Source organism: Deinococcus proteolyticus MRP (genome assembly GCF_000190555.1).
GTDB classification, from domain to species: Bacteria; Deinococcota; Deinococci; order Deinococcales; family Deinococcaceae; genus Deinococcus; species Deinococcus proteolyticus.
This window is the reverse complement of record NC_015161.1, coordinates 1,708,524-1,724,608: the sequence shown is the minus strand read 5'-3', so window position 1 is coordinate 1,724,608 and position 16,085 is coordinate 1,708,524. Positions and strand designations below refer to the sequence as shown.

The 16,085-nt window shown below is 68.6% G+C and carries 18 protein-coding genes and 1 riboswitch; of the genes, 9 read left to right on the top strand and 9 right to left on the bottom strand.

Translation table 11 applies throughout. The features are described 5' to 3' along the window. Positions 1–38: 38 nt before the first annotated feature. The 4 genes from DEIPR_RS08200 to DEIPR_RS08180 form a co-directional block, all read right to left on the bottom strand. A complete protein-coding gene (locus DEIPR_RS08200) occupies positions 39–686 on the bottom strand; it encodes an MBL fold metallo-hydrolase (protein ID WP_013615361.1) in 648 nt (215 codons plus the stop codon). Further along, entirely contained in the window at positions 683–1,432 is a 750-nt protein-coding gene (locus DEIPR_RS08195; protein WP_013615360.1) for an MBL fold metallo-hydrolase, read from the bottom strand. Before DEIPR_RS08195 ends, DEIPR_RS08200 begins: the two co-directional genes overlap by 4 nt. Next, a complete protein-coding gene (locus tag DEIPR_RS13955; RefSeq protein ID WP_013615359.1) occupies positions 1,425–2,351 on the bottom strand; it encodes a DinB family protein in 927 nt (308 codons plus the stop codon). Before DEIPR_RS13955 ends, DEIPR_RS08195 begins: the two co-directional genes overlap by 8 nt. Before the next feature lie 88 nt (positions 2,352–2,439). Next, positions 2,440–3,399: a DNA polymerase III gene (locus DEIPR_RS08180; RefSeq protein WP_013615358.1), complete on the bottom strand. Its 960-nt coding sequence runs from the start codon at positions 3,397–3,399 to the stop codon at positions 2,440–2,442. 183 nt (positions 3,400–3,582) lie between these two features. Between DEIPR_RS08180 and DEIPR_RS08175 the strand changes: the two genes are divergently transcribed. Together DEIPR_RS08175 and DEIPR_RS08170 are read left to right on the top strand one after the other, a co-directional pair. Continuing rightward, on the top strand, positions 3,583–3,975 hold the full coding sequence (locus tag DEIPR_RS08175) for a hypothetical protein (protein ID WP_013615357.1): 393 nt from the start codon (positions 3,583–3,585) through the stop codon (positions 3,973–3,975). A 26-nt stretch (positions 3,976–4,001) separates the two neighbouring features. Further along, positions 4,002–4,760, top strand: coding sequence for an SDR family NAD(P)-dependent oxidoreductase (locus tag DEIPR_RS08170; RefSeq protein ID WP_013615356.1), 759 nt, complete (start codon positions 4,002–4,004; stop codon positions 4,758–4,760). A gap of 3 nt (positions 4,761–4,763) precedes the next feature. Here DEIPR_RS08170 and DEIPR_RS08165 read toward each other — a convergent pair whose 3' ends face one another. Beyond that, positions 4,764–5,711: a cation diffusion facilitator family transporter gene (locus DEIPR_RS08165; protein WP_013615355.1), complete on the bottom strand. Its 948-nt coding sequence runs from the start codon at positions 5,709–5,711 to the stop codon at positions 4,764–4,766. A gap of 28 nt (positions 5,712–5,739) precedes the next feature. Further along, complete coding sequence (locus DEIPR_RS08160; RefSeq protein ID WP_013615354.1) at positions 5,740–6,510, bottom strand: metallophosphoesterase family protein; 771 nt, start codon at positions 6,508–6,510, stop codon at positions 5,740–5,742. A 51-nt stretch (positions 6,511–6,561) separates the two neighbouring features. On the opposite strand from DEIPR_RS08160, the gene DEIPR_RS08155 reads away from it, so the two are divergent. The 5 genes from DEIPR_RS08155 to DEIPR_RS08140 all read left to right on the top strand — a co-directional run bounded on the left by DEIPR_RS08155 (position 6,562) and on the right by DEIPR_RS08140 (position 10,899). Then, entirely contained in the window at positions 6,562–8,274 is a 1,713-nt protein-coding gene (locus tag DEIPR_RS08155; RefSeq protein WP_013615353.1) for a M3 family oligoendopeptidase, read from the top strand. Between the two features lie 30 nt (positions 8,275–8,304). After that, on the top strand, positions 8,305–8,481 hold the full coding sequence (locus tag DEIPR_RS13950; protein ID WP_013615352.1) for a hypothetical protein: 177 nt from the start codon (positions 8,305–8,307) through the stop codon (positions 8,479–8,481). A 30-nt stretch (positions 8,482–8,511) separates the two neighbouring features. Next, entirely contained in the window at positions 8,512–9,537 is a 1,026-nt protein-coding gene (locus DEIPR_RS08150) for an asparaginase (RefSeq protein ID WP_013615351.1), read from the top strand. 10 nt (positions 9,538–9,547) lie between these two features. Next, entirely contained in the window at positions 9,548–10,246 is a 699-nt protein-coding gene (locus DEIPR_RS08145) for an SDR family oxidoreductase (protein ID WP_013615350.1), read from the top strand. Positions 10,247–10,311: 65 nt separating this feature from the next. Beyond that, the gene (locus DEIPR_RS08140; RefSeq protein ID WP_013615349.1) at positions 10,312–10,899 is read left to right on the top strand and encodes a single-stranded DNA-binding protein; all 588 of its coding nucleotides are present in this window, start codon (positions 10,312–10,314) and stop codon (positions 10,897–10,899) included. A 150-nt stretch (positions 10,900–11,049) separates the two neighbouring features. On the opposite strand, the gene DEIPR_RS08135 is transcribed toward DEIPR_RS08140, so the two are convergent. From DEIPR_RS08135 to metK, 3 genes are all read right to left on the bottom strand, one after another. Then, positions 11,050–11,940 (bottom strand): lipase family protein, encoded by an 891-nt coding sequence (locus tag DEIPR_RS08135; RefSeq protein ID WP_013615348.1) that lies wholly within the window; start codon positions 11,938–11,940, stop codon positions 11,050–11,052. Between the two features lie 103 nt (positions 11,941–12,043). Beyond that, positions 12,044–12,583 carry a phosphoribosyltransferase family protein gene (locus tag DEIPR_RS08130; protein ID WP_013615347.1) on the bottom strand — a complete coding sequence of 180 codons (540 nt, stop codon included), beginning with the start codon at positions 12,581–12,583 and terminating at the stop codon, positions 12,044–12,046. Positions 12,584–12,715: 132 nt separating this feature from the next. Further along, positions 12,716–13,942, bottom strand: a complete 1,227-nt coding sequence (gene metK, locus DEIPR_RS08125) for a methionine adenosyltransferase (protein ID WP_013615346.1) — start codon at positions 13,940–13,942, stop codon at positions 12,716–12,718. 199 nt (positions 13,943–14,141) lie between these two features. On the opposite strand from metK, the gene DEIPR_RS08120 reads away from it, so the two are divergent. After that, positions 14,142–15,152 carry a DUF4357 domain-containing protein gene (locus DEIPR_RS08120; protein ID WP_013615345.1) on the top strand — a complete coding sequence of 337 codons (1,011 nt, stop codon included), beginning with the start codon at positions 14,142–14,144 and terminating at the stop codon, positions 15,150–15,152. After that, positions 15,149–15,697, top strand: a complete 549-nt coding sequence (locus DEIPR_RS08115; RefSeq protein WP_013615344.1) for an RNA 2'-phosphotransferase — start codon at positions 15,149–15,151, stop codon at positions 15,695–15,697. The genes DEIPR_RS08120 and DEIPR_RS08115 overlap by 4 nt, the downstream gene beginning before the upstream one ends. 96 nt (positions 15,698–15,793) lie before the next feature. Beyond that, a riboswitch (FMN riboswitch) is annotated at positions 15,794–16,047 on the top strand. Positions 16,048–16,085 lie beyond the last annotated feature (38 nt).

Genomic DNA, 16,085 nt, shown 5'->3' with positions numbered 1-16,085 from the left:
AGATAGGGCAGGGCGCGGCGCCCAGGAGCCACATTTGCCTACAGGAAGGGGTTGGTCTGCCGCTCACGCGCGATGGTGGTGGCGGGGCCGTGGCCGGGGTACACCGCCGTTTCGCCGTCCAGGGTCAGCAGTTCGGCCTCGATACCGGCCAGCAGCTGCGGATGGTTGCCGCCGGGCAGGTCGGTGCGGCCGATGCTGCCGGCAAAGAGGGTATCGCCCGCCAGCACGAAGCCGTCCCCGACAAACACCACATGGCCCTGGGCGTGGCCGGGCAGGTCGCGGGCCATCAGGCGCAGGCTGCCGGCGGTGAACAGCTGGCCTTGGGCGATGGCATGGTCGGGGGCGGCCGGCTGGGTGAGCGGCAGCCCGAACAGCGCCGCCCGCTGCTGGCCGCTGTCGTAGTCGGCCGCACTGCCCGGGTGCAGATAAACCGGCACCCCCAGCGCTTCGCGGACCGCCTGCACCGCGCCGATATGGTCGAAGTGCCCGTGGGTCAGCAAAATGGCCTGCACCTGCACGCCGCTGGCGTCTACCAGGGCCAGAATGCCGGCGGCGTCCTCGCCGGGGTCAATCAGGAAGCCTTGGTGCTCGGGGCCGGCCACCAGGTAGCAGTTCTCCTGCAAGGGGCCGGTGGGCAGCAGCCAGATGCGGGCGTCTCCGTGCTGGGCGGGAGTGGGAAGGGTCATGGGGAGAGTGTAGAGGGTGCAGGGCCGGGGGGAGCCTCGGCCAGCCAGCGGCGGAACAAGGCCCGTCCGCGCTCTGCACCGACGGTGGTGGGCGCACCATGACCGGGGTAGACCACCGTGTGCGGCGGCAAATTCAGCAGCTCGCGCACGATGCCGCGGAGGAGAAGAGTGCGGTCGGCGCCGGGCAGGTTGGTGGGAGCGATGGCCCCACGAAAGAGCGTGTCGCCGGCCAGCACGAAGCCGTCTCCCACAAACACCGTATGCCCCGGCGAGTGCCCCGGCAGCTCGCGGGCGGTGAGGGTCACGCCCCCTGCCCTGAAAGTCTGCCCCTGCCGGATGAGGGCGTCGGGGGCAGCTGGCTGCTGGAAGTCGCTTTCCCCGAACTGCTGCGCCAGCGCTCCGGCCCCGGCGTATACCGGCAGCTCGGCGGCGTGCAGGTACACGGGCGCGTCCAGCTCGTGGCGCAGCGCCTGCACCGCGCCGATATGGTCGTAGTGCCCGTGGGTGAGCAAGATGGCCTGCACCTCGGCGCCGCTGGTGTCTACCATCCGCAGCAGCTGGCCCGCGTCGCTGCCGGGGTCCACCAGCAGGCCCGCGCCGCCGCTGGGGCTGTCGGTGACCAGCAGGCCGTTCTCGTTCAGGCGGCCGGTAGACAGGCAGCGCACCCAGGCCGCGCCGTGCTGCACGGGGTCCAGCTGGTTGTAAGGTGGCGGAGCCGGGGAATTCGGGAAAGGCAGCTCAAGCACCGGGCCGACTTCCCAGCGGTTCGCTCAGGCGCAGCAGGTAGCCGTCCGGGTCCTGAACCAGCAGTTCAAGGACGCCCTGCTGCTGCCCGCCGGCCACGCTGTACCACTCTTCTTGCAGGTCGCGGTAGAGCGTCACCCCCGCTGCCCGCAGCCGCTCGCGCACCCCGTCCAGCGCCCGCACCTCGATCCGCAAATTGACGCCCCGGCCCAGTGGAGGCCGTAACTCGGCAATGTTCCAGCCGCCGGTGTTCCAGCCCTCTGGATGCCAGGCTTCCAGCATCACCTGAGCGCCGTGCAGGTCGAGACAAGCAAAGTCGGGCTGGCTCCGCTGCTCGCGCACGCTGAAGCCCAGCACCCGCGTATAAAAGTCCAGACTGCGCCCGAAGTCCTGCACCGTGAGTTCGGGCACCAGTGGATTCCAGCTGGCCGCCGCTGCGCCGAGGTCAGGCGGTGTCCCTGCCGGAGCCTCGGCGCAGCGCTCACGCAGCTGCGTCAGGTGCCGGTGGGTGTGGTCCACATACCCGCAGGCCAGGTCGTGCAGGGTCAGCCGCTCGCCGCGCACGGTGAATTCATGTCGCCAGGCCGGAGCCGGCACGCCGCGCAGCAGGTGAATCAGTTGCCGCTGATAGGCGACCCACAGCTCCAGCAGCTCGCGCCAGGGCCGGTGTTGGTAGCCGCCCACCATGACCCAGCCTTCCTGCGAATACCCCGCATAGTTGCCCCCGGCAGCCAGCGCCCCGCCCACGAAGCGCGCATGGTTGTTGGCGCTGGAATCGATCAGGTGGCCCAGAATCTCCTTGCCGCTCCAGATGTCCGCAGCAGGCCGCCAGGAGGTCTGGGCTTCGCTCAGCCGCTCCAGTTCCGGAAGCTGCTCGGCCAGCAGGGCCGCCAGGGCGTCGGCGGGGTGTGGGGCAGTCATGCTCCGTAGTGTAGCCGGGAGAGGGGACGGTTTCGCTGTGCTTTTCTCCTCGCTTCACCCTGCTGCATTTACCCCGCTGCACCCACCTTTATCCTGCTTCACCCAGTGCCGCCCGCGCTCCCAGACCGAACACCATGAAGCTCAGGCCCGGATTGGCGTAGGCTTCCAGCGCCCGCTCCAGGGCGTCCAGGGCAGTGTCCAGCCGGGCGCGGGCGTGCGGCGTCTCTTCCCGCCACACGAAACGCAGCGCCTGTGCGTGCCAGGGGGTCCAGCTTTTTTCCAGGTAGGCTGCCGCTTCCAGGGTAGGCAGCAGCCCTTCACGCAGCGCCGCATGCAGGCTGGCCGCCGCGCTCAGGGCCGCCGCCACCTCGCCGGCGTGCGTGAGCACCTCCGGGCGCCCGGCGGCGAAGGCGACCAGCTCCTGCCCGTTCACGTCCAGGGTGCTGGACTCGCCGGCCACCTGCCGGGCCAGTTCTTCGTGCATGGTCGGGTCGTCCAGCGGGGGCACGCTCAGGCGGGTTGAGCGGCTGACCAGCGTGGGCATCACCGCCCGCACGTCGCCGGCCAGCAGCACGAACAGCGCGCCGTGGGGCGGCTCTTCCATCAGCTTGAGCAGCGCGTTGGCAGCTTCAGCCCCCAGGTACTCGGCCCCGTGAATCAGCACGGCCCGGCGGCGGTAGGTGGGGCGCACCTCCAGAAATTCAAAGACATGCGTGTCGTAGTCGCGGCCCTTGTCACGGCTTTGCAGCACCGCGCCGATGGGAATGATTTTGCGCCGCGCCGTCCGGCCGGTGCTGGTGGTCTCACGCGGCGACAGCTCCAGCAGATCCGGGTGCGCCCCGGCCGCCAGCGCCCGGCAGCTGGGACACACGCCGCAGGCTTCGCCGCCCATGCCGCGCGCACCTGAGCAGTTGAGCGCCGCGAAGGCCGCCCGCGCCAGCGCCGCCCCGCCGCCGTACTCGGCTCCGGTCAGCAGCAGGGCGTTGCCGCGCGACGCGGTGGCCTGTTCCAGCAGCGGCAGGTGGGCGTGGGGGAGGGTGGGCAGCATGGGGGACAGTGTAGAGGGTGGATGGGTGGGGGTTTCCTCTCTGAGTTTCTGGCTGAGTTTCTGTGTGGGGTCAAAAGGTCTAAGGGTCTGAGGGTCGCAGGAGAGGCCGACCTGTCGTTCTTAGACCCTCAACCCCCGAGTCTTTCAGGCCCCTTCACCCCCTCCTGCTCTAAAATCGGTGCCATGCGCCGCTTTGCCCTGACTGTGACTCTCGCCTGTACGCTCTGTGGCGCCGCTGCGGCCGAGATGCTGGCTACGGACGACACCAACCCCAATTTCAACCGGTTTCTGGCATCACAGAACTTGCCGGTCTGCCAGCCGGGGACCTACTTTTCTTTTCTGTCCAGCAACGCGCCGGAGTACGCCGCGCCCAGGGCCACGTCGGCAGAATTTTCGCTCGGCATTTTCGAGAGTCATATTTCGGAAGGGTGGCGTGTGCTGCGCAAGGTCACCGAGCCGGGGAGCCTGACCTTTTACGTGGAAGCGCTGGGCGGAACGCATGAGGTCCACAAGGAAACGTACGTTGACGGCTATACGCTGCAGCAGAAGTGCCAAGTGAAACCGGCAGCCAAGTGAGTGGGCGTAGGGCGGGGAGTGGACAAGTGAGCCGCTCTGCCGTTTTGCTGACCGGTGCGTCCAGCGGGATTGGCGAAGCGGCGACCTACGAGCTGAGTGCGCGGGGCTACGCGCTGGTGCTGGCGGCGCGGCGGGAGGACAGGCTGCGCCGACTGGCCCGCGAACTGGACCCCAGCGGGTCGCGGGTGATTGTGGTGCCGTGCGACGTGGCCGACCCTGCCGCCCGTGAGGCGCTGGTGCGGGCGGCGCTGGAGCACTTCGGTCAGATAGACGTGCTGGTGAACAACGCAGGCGTGGGCCTGGGCGGCGGAGCATGGTGGAAAGACCCCGACTGGCCCCGCGTGCTGCACGTGAACCTGGAAGCGGCGATGGCCCTTACGGCGCTGGTGCTGCCGCCCATGGTGGAGCGTGGGCAGGGCCATATCGTGAACGTGGCCTCGGTGGCGGGACAGGTGGCGACCGAGGGCGTGTACAGCGCCAGCAAATTCGGGGTGCGCGGGTTCAGCTTCGCGCTGCGCCGTGAGCTGTGGGGCAGTGGGGTCGCGGTCAGCGTGGTGTCGCCCGGCTTCGTCCGCACCGAGATGACTGCCGGCAGCCGCCTGAACAAGCTGGGGCTGCCCATGCCAGGACCGGAGGTGGTGGCCCAGGCCATAGCCGGGGTGCTGGCCCGCCCGCGCCGTGAGGTGACGGTGCCGCGCCTCTACCGGCTGGCCGCCCTGGCCGAGGCCCTGCCGGCCCTGAGCGACCCGCTGATTGCGCGGGGATACAGCGCCCGGCGCCGCTAGCCTTCAGGCGTGCAGGCCGTGAGCGTGCTCGCCGTGGTGCCCCGGCGGCTCTATCTGCACCGTGACGTGCTCGATGCCGTGACGCCCGGCCACCTCCTGCGCGGCGGCCAGCAGTTCGGCACTTCCGGCGGTGGAGCCGCTGACCAGATGCACCGTGAGGCTGTGCTCGCCGCTGGTGATGCTCCACACGTGCAGGTCGTGCACCTCGGTCACGCCGGGTAGGGCGCTCAGTTCGGCCCGCAGGGTGTCCAGGTCCAGGCCAGCCGGGGCGCCTTCCAGCAGCACATTCACACTTTCGCTCAGCAGGCGCCAGGTCCGCGGAATCACCCACAGGCCGATACCGGCGCCCAGCAGCGGGTCCACCCAGGTCCAGCCGGTGAACATGATCAGGATCGCGCCCACGATGACCGCTGCCGACCCCAGCAGGTCGCTCAGCACTTCCAAGTAGGCTGAGCGCACGTTCAGGCTGCCCTCTTGCCCCCCGGCCAGGATGCGGGCGCTCAAGAGGTTCACGATCAGCCCCAGCACGGCCACCACCAGCATGGGTGTGGTCTGGACCGCCACCGGCTCGCGCAGGCGCTGCACCGCTTCGTAGAGGATGTAGCCGCCCACGGCCAGCAGCGCGGCGGCGTTGAGGGCGGCGGCCAGAATCTCGGTGCGGCGGTAGCCGAAGGTGCGCCGGCGGTCGGCGGGGCGCTCGCCGGCCTTCACGGCCAGCAGCGACAGGGCCAGCGCAGCGGCGTCGGTCAGCATGTGCCCGGCGTCCGACAGCAGCGCCAGGCTGCCCGAGATGAACGCGTAAGCGGCCTCTACCACCAGAAACGTGCCGGTCAGCGCGAGCGCCAGCCCCAGCTGCCGGGTGCTGGCATTCGCGCCGTGGTTGTGGTCATGGCCGCCGTGGGAGCTGTGCCCCGCGCCGGGGGCGGTGTGGTGGTGGTCGTGGCCGGTCATGGACGTTCAGTCTAGCCCCGGCCAACTGCTAGCGCCCGGCGCTCAGGCGCTCGGCCAGGGAGTCGGGTAGGCCGGCGGCGCGCAGGTCGCGCTGGGTGTGCTCGATGTCGTAGGGCACCCGGAACACTTCCAGCGTGCGCCGGTCACTGTCGTACACACCGTAAGAGGCTCTGGGGTCGCCGTCGCGGGGCTGGCCTACGCTGCCGGGATTCAGAATCACGCGGGCCTTGGGCGGCACCGGGTAGCGCACCGAGGTCTGCCCCGGCAGCGCAGCAAGAGGCTGGTGCCGCATCCACTCGCCGGCTGTGCCGCTGAGGGTGGCGTAGGCGGCCGGCACGTGGGTGTGCCCCACGAAGGCCAGGTTGCCGTCCCAGGTGCGGAAGCTGCGGCGGGCGGCGTCCAGGTCGGTGTATTCGTTCAGCGACAGCGGCGAGCCGTGGCGCAGACGCACGCCCAGGCCGGCGTCTTCCAGCACGTCTTTCCAGCCGCGCACATACCGCAGGTCGCGCTCGCTCAGGCGGCCGATTTGCCACACCAGCACTTGTGTGCCGGTGCCCACGGCGGCGGCCTTGAGGCCTTCTGCCAGCTGTAGCAGCCCCAGATCGTGGTTGCCCAGCACGCACTGCGCCCGCAGGCCCTGCAGGGTTTCCAGCACCTCGCGGGGGTGAGGGCCGTAGCCCAGGGCGTCGCCCAGGAAGTAGGTCGCGCCGTAGCGTGTCCCGTCCCGGTGCGCATGCTCCAGTACGGCGTCCAGCGCAGGCTTGTTGGCATGAATGTCAGACAGGAGCAGGGCACGCACGCCCTACAGGTTAGCAACGCGGCCGTGCCCTGGGGGCATAGACTGTGACCCATGACCCAACCCAACCGTGTGGAGCAGACGCTACAGGTGCCTGCCGAGGCAAGCGAGTGGGCGCATTTCGCGTCCCGTTATCAGGCGCTGCAGGAGCGTGCCCTGGCCGCTGCAGACGTGCCTGCGTGGCTGCGTGAGTGGTCGGACCTGGCCGCCGAACTGGAAGGCACCGGCAACCGCCTGAGCATTCAGGCCGACCTGCACACTGCCGATGATGCCGTGCAGGAGCGCTACCGCCGCTTCATGGGCGAGGTGGTTCCCCCGGCCCAGCGGGCCGACCAGGCCCTCAAGGAAAAGTGGCTGGCCGTGCCCGGCTACCAGCCCACGCCGGATACCGAGCTGCTGTACCGCCGCGTGCGTGACGCCGCCGCGCTTTACCGCGAGGCCAATGTGGAGCTGGGCGTGGTCCACTCCGAGCAGACCACCCGTCACGCCCAGCTGACCGGCGGGCAAAAGGTCACCTTGGGCGGTGAAGACCTGACCGTGCCGCAGGTGAAAGCCCGGCTGGACAGCCCGGACCGCACCGAGCGCGAGGCGGCCTGGCGCGCACTGGCGCAGAGCAATCAGGAGCTGGCGCAGCAGCTGAACCCGCTGATGCTGGAGCTGCTGGACACCCGCCGCCGCCTGGCCGCCAACGCCGACCTGCCCGACTTCCGCGCCTACCGCTGGAGCGAGCTGGATCGGGTGGACTATGGCCCCGAGCAGTGCCTGGACTTTCACCGGGCGGTGGCCGAGCAGGTGGTGCCTTTCGTGGCCGAGCAGGTGCAGGCCATTGCCGCCGAACTGGGCCTGGACTCGGTGCGGCCCTGGGACTACAACCGGGGCAACCTGCTGGACCCGCAGGCCCGCCCGCCCATGCAGCCTTTTTCCGGCGGGGCGGCGCTGGAAGACCTGGCGCAGCGGGCCTTCGCCGGCCTGGACAGCGGCCTGAGCGACCGCTTCGCCCAGATGCGCGCCGAGGGCCTGCTGGACCTCGAATCGCGCCCCGGCAAGATGCCGCACGCTTACTGCAACTATTTCCCGGTCACCAACCAGCCGTTCGTGCTGATGAACGTGGTGGGCAGCGCCGAGGACGTGCGGGTGCTGTTTCACGAGGTGGGCCACGCCTTCCACGGCTTTTATTCCGGCGAGAGCCAGCCGCTGACCTGGAACCGCTGGAGCCCCATCGAGTTCGTGGAAATCCCCAGCATGGCGATGGAATTCCTGACGCTGGACCACCTGGGGCACGCCCTGAGCCCCGCTGACCTGGCCCGCTACCGCCGGCAGCTGCTGCTGGGCGTGGCCGCGTTCCTTCCCTGGGCCGCGCAGATGGACGCCTTCCAGCACTGGCTGTATGTGGACGCCCCGCAGGACGTGACGGTAGACGACCTGAACGCCAAGTGGCTGGAGCTGGACCGCCTCTACCATCCGTTCGTGAACTGGGACGGCCTGGATGAAACCGTGCGGGCACAGGGCTGGCACTACTACCACATCTTTCAGGTGCCGTTTTATTACATCGAGTACGCCATGTGTTATCTGGCCGCCGTCAGCATCTGGCGCGGCGCCCAGGCCGACCCTACTGCCGCGCTGGAACGCTACAAAGCCGCCCTGCGCCTGGGCAGCACCCGCCCGGTGCCGGAGCTGTACGCCGCCGCCGGGGCCGAGTTCCGCTTCGACGCAGAGTACATCGGCGGGCTGATGGACTTTCTGCGCGGGCAGCTGCGGGAAGAATGAAGGTGACAGGCACGAGACTTTGAGATAGATATGGGCTACGTCGCCCTGCGTGAGCTGGCACCGGGAGAAACGGTGGCCCGCACCCATGACTGCGGCCCGCTGCTGCTCGACTTTGATGCTCAGGGCAAGCTGATCGGGGCAGAGTTCTTCCAGTTCAGCCGGTGGCAAGCGGCGCTGGCCGAGGCCGAGGAACTGGGAGAGGGCTGAGGACAGGCGCCACGCTCCTATACTGCCCCCATGACCCCTACAACCCAGCACGCGCCCGCCGTGGTGACGTTTCGGCGCGGCGGCCTCCCTGAAAGCCGGCACGAGGTTCATCTGGCCGTGGTGGACCCGGCCGGGCGGGTGCTGGCGGCCTGCGGCGACCCTGCCTTGGTCACGTTTCCGCGCAGTGCCAGCAAGCCGGTGCAGGCGCTGCCGCTGGCCCTGGCCGCGCCGGACCTGCCGCCCGACGAACTGGCGATTGCCTGTGCCAGTCACGCCGGCACCCCTGTCCACCTGGCTGCCGTAGAGCGCTTGCTGGCCCGCAGCGGCAGCACGGTGGCCGACCTGCGCTGCGGCCCGCACCCGCCGTTCGACCCGCAGGCGGCCGCCGACCTGATTCGGCGCGGCGCGGTGCCCACCCCGCTGCATCACAACTGCTCGGGCAAGCACGCGGGGATGCTGCTGGCCTGCGTGCTGCACGGCTGGCCGCGTGAGGGCTACACCGAGCCGGGCCATCTCCTGCAGCGGCGCATTCTGGAACTGCACGCCGAGCTGGCGGGTGTGCCGTTGGCCGCTATCCATGCTGGCACCGATGGGTGTAGCGTGCCTGCGCTGGCCTTGCCGCTGCAGGGAGCGGCCCGCATGTTCGCCCGGCTGGCTGCCGCGCCGCAGGAGCGAAATGGGCCAGACGCCGCTCTAAGCCGCATCTTTGCCGCCATGACCGCGCATCCTGACCTGGTCGCCGGACCGGGCCGCCTGGACACCGAGCTGATGCCGCTGGTGCCCGGCCTGGTCGCCAAAATGGGCGCCGAAGCCTTTTACGGCCTGGGCCTGCGCGACTCGGCGCAGGGACCTGTGGGCACCGCGTTCAAGGTGCTGGACGGCGGCGAGCGGGCACGGCCTTACGTGGCGCTGGCAGTGCTGGAAGCGCTGGGTGTGCCGCCGACGCCGCAGCTGCGTGCTCTGGCCCCGCAGCAGCAGCGCAACTGGGCCGGGCGCGCGGTCGGTGAGGTGGCGGTAAAGCTGCCGCTGCACTGGGCACCGCCCCAGAGCCTCTAGACTGCGCCCCATGACCACAACACTGCAAGGACGAACCGTCGCCGTGACCGGAGCCAGCCGTGGCATCGGCCTGAGCATCGTGGAGCTGCTGGCCGCCGAGGGGGCGCAGGTGGTGGCCGGTGCGCGTGATATTGCCGGCGTGCCCGAGATGGCCGGTGTGCAGTTCATGACGCTGGACGTGACCGACGAAAGCAGCGTGCGGGCCTTCGCGGAGGCGGCCACCCAGGCTGGGGCCGACGCCCTGGTCAACAATGCCGGCGTGGGCAGCTTCATGCCGGTCGAGGAGATTACGCCGGCCGAATACCGCCGCATCATGGACACCAACGTGCTGGGCGTCATCCTGACCAGCGGCGCGTTTGTCCCGCACTTCCGCACGCTGCAGCGCAGCACGGTGGTCAACGTGACCAGCGACGTGAGCGCCCGCACCTTCGCGCGCGGTGGGCTGTACACCGCCAGCAAGTACGCCGCCCGCGCCATCACCCAGGCGCTGGCCTACGAGGGCCACGAGTACGGCCTGCGGGTCAGCGAAATTCGCTCCGGCAACGTGGACACCTTTTTCAACGACACCCAGCAGGGCACCCCCGAAAAGGCGGAGTGGCTGAAGCCCGAGGACATCGCGCAGGCGGTGCTGTACGCCCTGAGTGCGCCTGCACACGTGCGGATAGACGAAATCCTGCTGCACCCCACCTGGCAGCCGGTGGCCTTCTGAACGGCAGCTTTCAGCTATAGATGAAGCAGTACAGATGTGTTATGTTATTTACATAAGGAGGCAGCATGCTGCACATTGAATTCATCACCGACCTGGGGGCCAAAGTCACGGTGGACGTGGAGCGTCCCGAACAGGTGCTGGACGTTCAGCGCCACTACGGCCGCCTGGGCTGGACCTCGGGCGAGGTGCCGGCTGGGGGCTTCGTCTTCCCGCTGGACAACGAACCCGACTTCGACTGGGCGCTGATCGGCGCCCGCGCCTGGACCAACCCGGAAGGCGAGGTTATGATTCTGCACCGGGGCCATGCCTACCGCCGCCGCGAGCTGGAAGCGGTAGACAGCCGCAAGCTGAAACTGCCCAAAGCCGTCAAGTACAGCCGTGGTGCTAAGCCCACCGACCCCGAGCACCTGCGCGAAAAGGCCGACGGCGAAATCGAGTACGTGACCCTGGCCATTTTCCGTGGCGGCAAGCGCCAGGACCGCTTCGCCGTGCCGCAGGGCCAGACTGCCGCAAGCGGCGGGGCGCGTGAAGCCCGCCCGGCACAGGCGAACCAAGCGAACCAGGCGAACCGTGCGGCCGCTGCTCAGGCGAGTCAGCGCCCCGCCCCCCGCGCCGCCGCTGCTGCCCCCGCCGAGGACGACACTCCCTTCTAAGCCCCTTGCCGAGCAGCGTTGATACGGCGGCTCCCGCTCAGGGGGCCGCCGCTTTGGCACTCAGGCGCGTAGGCCACCAGAGATTGACCCTGGGGCTGACCGTGAATCTTCGCCAGCGGTCTTTTCCCGTCCGCTCCATCGCTGCGGCCTTCAGCGATTGCTGTCCTGTGCCCGCCACTCCCGCGCCAGCTGCCCCAGCTGCTGCGCCAGCCAGCGCACGCCCCGGCTGTCACTGTCGGCCAGGCGCGAGTGGCCTTCCAGCACCGAGTGGCCCACCGTCAGGCCCTGGCGTGAGCCGTCGGGGCGCACGTTGGGGGTGCGGTCCCAGAACACGTTCAGCGGGTAGTTGCCGCCCGGGTCGGGCACGTAGCCGCCCTGCACCGAGTGGACTTCCAGCCCGCGCTCCACATGCCAGGGCACCAGGTCCTTGGGGCCCAGCCGGCTGCGGCCTACCCACGGGGCGTCCGGCAGGGGCTGGCACGCCTGCGCGATGTCCGGCTGTCCGCGCACGGCAGGGGGCAGTTCCAGCAGGGCGGCGCGGTGGTCCAGATTCCACAGCTCACATACCCCGTCTATATCCAGCAGGGCGGCCACCGGCTGCTGCGGGAACTGCCGTACCAGCTGGTGCGTCCAGGGCACCCCGTGCGAGTGACCTACCAGCACCACGCGGGGCGGGTCGTCGCCCCACTCTTCGCGCAGCCGGGCGTAGTCGCGGCGCAGGGCCGGCCAGCCGCGCTGCCGGGGACTGACCCGCGCCGAGCCGTAGCTTTCCTGAGCGTTGGAGGTGTATCCGGCCACCTGTACGCTCAGGCCTGCGGCGGCCACGGCGTCGGCCAGGCGGTCCAGCGTGCCGCCGTGGGCCAGCAGGTCGTAATTGTCGCTGGGTGCGGCGCAGGGCGGGGCGCAGTGGCCCGACATCCCGAGAATCACCACGTCCGGCGCCGGCCCACCGAAGTTCAGCGCAGTGGTGCGGGCCGGCTGTACGTTCAGCGTCATGCAGCCGGTCAGCAGCGGGAGCAAGCAGGGCAGGAAGCGGCGCATCGGCCCGCACTATAGGCAGCAGTGCGCCGGCTGAATGTAGGGGTGCAGGGGCCCGGCCCCTTTGCTTTGTTGCTGCCCTGTGCTGCTAGCTCGTGCCTGCAGCTCAGTCCTGGGTGGAGGGCAGTTCCTGCAAGGTTTTCAGCTCGAAGGTGCGCTCGCGGCCGCCGTAGTGGAAGGCGGCCAGATAACCTGCCACCTGTCCACCGGCCCGCTCGGCCAGCCGGGCCAGTGCCGCGCCGGTTCCGCCGGACGCCACCACGTCCTGCACGATCAGCACCCGCTTGCCCTTCAGGCGGTCGGCGTGCCGGGCGTCCAGCCACAGCGTTTCGTTGACGCCCAGGCTCATGCTGGGCACGTCCTGAATCATGGGGTCCTGCATATAGGTGCGGCGCTTTTTGCGGACCACCACGTAGGGCAGCCCGGAGCGGTCGCTCAGCTCATGGACCAGCGGCAGGGCGTTGGTCACCACGGTCAGCATGATTTCGGCCTGGGGGTCCAGCAGCGGCAGCATCGCTTCCGCCGCCGCCTTGGTGAATTCGCTGTCGCCCAGGAATTCCACCAGGGGTACGCGCTTGACTGCCCCGACCTGCACGGTGGGCAGCTCACGGGTCACGGAACCGACAGTTACGGTGATGGGGTGCATGTCCGCAGTCTAAGGCACCGGGGGAGAAGGCGGAGGGCAGAGAGCAAAGGGCCAAAGTAGAGAGGTCACAGGCGACGGAGCATGCCCGTCGCCTGTGACCTTGACCCTGTGCCTTGACCCTGCGGCGTGGCCTTACAGGTCGGCGCCCAGTTCGCGGGCGGCGGTCTGAAGGGCGGTGGCACGGTCCACCTGTTCCCAGGGGAACTCGGGGCGGCCGAAGTGACCGTAGGCCGCCGTCTGCGCGTAGATGGGCCGCTGCAGGTCCAGCTGGCGGATGATCGCCTGCGGACGGGCGTCGAACTGCTGCCACACCAGCTCGGTCAGCTGGTCGTTGGGCAGCAGGCCGGTGCCGTAGGTGTCGATCCGCAGGCTGACCGGGTGCGCCCGGCCGATGGCGTAGGCGATTTCCACCAAGGCGCGGCGGGCCAGGCCAGCCGCCACGATGTTCTTGGCGATGTAGCGGGCGTAGTAGGCGGCCGAGCGGTCCACCTTGGTGGGGTCCTTGCCGCTGAACGCTCCGCCGCCGTGTGGCACCGCGCCGCCGTAGGTGTCTACGATGATCTTGCGGCCGGTCAGGCCGGTGTCGCCGTGTGGGCCGCCGATGACGAACTTGCCGCTGGGATTGATAAAGAACTTGGTCTCTGCCCGCAGGTACTCGGCGGGAATCACGTGGCGGATCACCAGCCGCTCCAGGTCGGCGCGCAGCTGCTCGTTGGTGATGTCCTCGTCGTGCTGGGCACTGATGACCACGGTATCTACCCAGGTTTCGGTGGCGTCGTGCGGTTCGCCGTCGCGCTCCACCGTGACCTGCGCCTTGGCGTCGGGGCGCAGGTAGGGCAGTTCGCCGCTGCGGCGCAGCTCGGCCAGCCGGCGGGTCAGCCCATGCGCCAGGCTGATAGGCAGGGGCATCAGCTCGGGGGTTTCGTCGGTGGCGTAGCCGAACATCAGGCCCTGGTCGCCCGCTCCGATTTGCGACTCGGCATGTTCGGGCTTCCCGCGCTCTTCTTCGGACATCTCGCGCCACTCTTCGGAGTGGTCCACCCCGCCGGCGATTTCGGGGCTCTGCTCATGAATGGCCACCAGCACGGCGCTGTATTCGGCGTCGAACCCGTACACGGCGCGGGTGTAGCCTACACGCTGCACCGCTTCGCGCACGGTGCGCTGAATATCCACGTGGGCGACTTCGGCCCGCACCTCACCGGCCACCACGGCCATGCCGGTGGTCACCAGCGTTTCGACCGCCACGCGGGAGGTCGGCTCCTGGCGCAGGAACTCGTCCAGGATAGAGTCGGAAATAAAGTCGGCCAGCTTGTCCGGGTGCCCCTCGGACACCGATTCAGAGGTATAGAATTTGCGCATCTTGACTCCTTGGCGGCCGGGGCGGTATGCCGCAGCGCGGCAGCCCAGTGAAGGGGCCGCAGCGGGTTGGTCCTGGCCGCTCGCTGCAGCCCTGGGGCCGCAGCACACGCCAGGCAGCTTAGCTCAGATGCTGAACTTTCGCCGGGGGAAAAGCCCACTGTTGCGGCCCTCAGGCGAAATCGCCCCTATACTCAGCCCAATGTCCCTTGCCGAAGTAGAGCAGGCTGTCAGCAGTATTCAGATGTGGCTGGACGACCCGCCCGGCGAAGCTGTGGTGCGTCAGTGCGTTGTGCTGCGGCTCTTGCAGGCGGCTGGGTTCGATATCTGGAACCCGGCCGAGGTGGTGCCTGAAGAAACCAATGCCACTGGAAGCCGCGCTGACTTCCTGATTCGGCGGGGTGAAGGCAAATTCGCGCTGGAAATCAAGGGGATGGGCGTGACGGTCGGCCCCAAGGAATACCAGCAGGCTGCCACCTACGCGGTCAATGAAGGCAGCCGCTGGGCCATCGTGACCAACGGGCGGGTATGGGTGGTGATTGATGAGCACCTGCCAGGTAAATGGGAAGACCGGGTGGCCCTGAAGGTAGAGATGGGTCAGGGAGACAGCTTTGCCACTGACTTTTTCAGCCTGCTGAATGCCGAGGTTTGGGCTGCCAACGCCTTTGCAGACGCTGTAGAGACTGTTCGCTTGCGCCAGCAGCAGCGCCGCGACGAGGCCCGCATTCGCCGTGAGAAGCGCCCGGTGGTCGAGCAGACTCAGGCTGAGTTTGAGATAGCCACCTTCGGGAAGGCTGCCGAAGCCGCTGTGAAAATGGGACGGATTACTGAAGGTGAGCGGGATGTGCTACTTGGGGTTGAGCGAGCAGTTGACGAGCAAGAGATCGAACTTAGCTATGCGATAGCTGGGGCAAGCGCCAGGGTGATCTATCATCGCAAAGCAGGTACTTGGACTATCAAGGCGGGCAGCACTGCGGCCAATCGCCTTATGGCAGATGGAACCACCGTCCAGGGTGTTGGGAAGCGCCGTAAAAATTTTCTGGCAAAGGGTATTTTGCGAGAGATCAGTCCCAAATTATTGGAATACGTTCAGGACTGTGTGTATTCCAGTGCCAGTCTGGCCGCTGCGGATATTGCAGGCGCATCCCGCAACGGTTGGGACGTTTGGAAAGATGCCGAAGGTCGCCCCGCGCAGCACTACCGGCCCAAATGAATCCCCGCCAACTCTCCAAGCGCCTCGCCTACCTGCTGCGCCATGCCCCGCACGAAGCGGGCCTGACCCTGGCACGCGGCGGCTGGGTGCCACTTGCGCCGCTGCTGGCCCACCTGCGCGTGACCCGCGGGCAGGTGGAGCGCGTGGTGCGTGAGGATGAAAAAGGCCGCTTCGGCCTGAGCGAAGGCGGCGATAAGATTCGCGCCACCCAGGGCCACAGCGTGCCGGTGGACCTGGGGCTGGAACCGCAGGTGCCGCCTGCCACGCTGTACCACGGCAGTCACCAGGGGGCGCGGGTAGGCATTACCCGGCACGGCCTGAAGGCCATGAGCCGCCACCACGTTCACCTCTCGGCCGATACGGACACGGCCCTCAAGGTGGGCCTGCGCCGGGGCTGGCCGCTGCTGTTCGCGGTGGACGCAGCCCGCTTGCACGCGGACGGATTCACCTTTTACCGCTCCGAAAACGGTGTCTGGCTGGTGGACGCCGTGCCGCCGGCGTACCTGAGCGAGTTGCCCACGCCCGGGCAAAGTGGGCGCCGCTGACCATCTGTCATGGGGCAGAGGGGGTAACATGCGGGGGACGTTCTGCTGCCCAGGAGCCGGAGAGACAACCGGCGCGCTACGGGCAGCAGAACGCGAAACCTCTTTCGGGGCGGGGTGAGATTCCCCACCGGCGGTGTTCGCTGCGGGCTGGCAGGCCGCCCTGCCAGCCCTGAGCGGAGCGAATAACAGTCACGTCCTGCGCGTGTTCTGACTTGCGCTCCACTGAGCAGCCTCAGCCCGCGAAGCCTGCCGACTTTTCCATAACCGGGCAGGCCCGACCCAGTGCGAGTCTGGGGCCGACAGTGAAAGGGCCGGTTGCGGCCCCGCAGTCTGGATGGGAGAAAGGGGAAACGCACAGTCCGCCAGACCCCGGCGGGCGGCGTTGCCA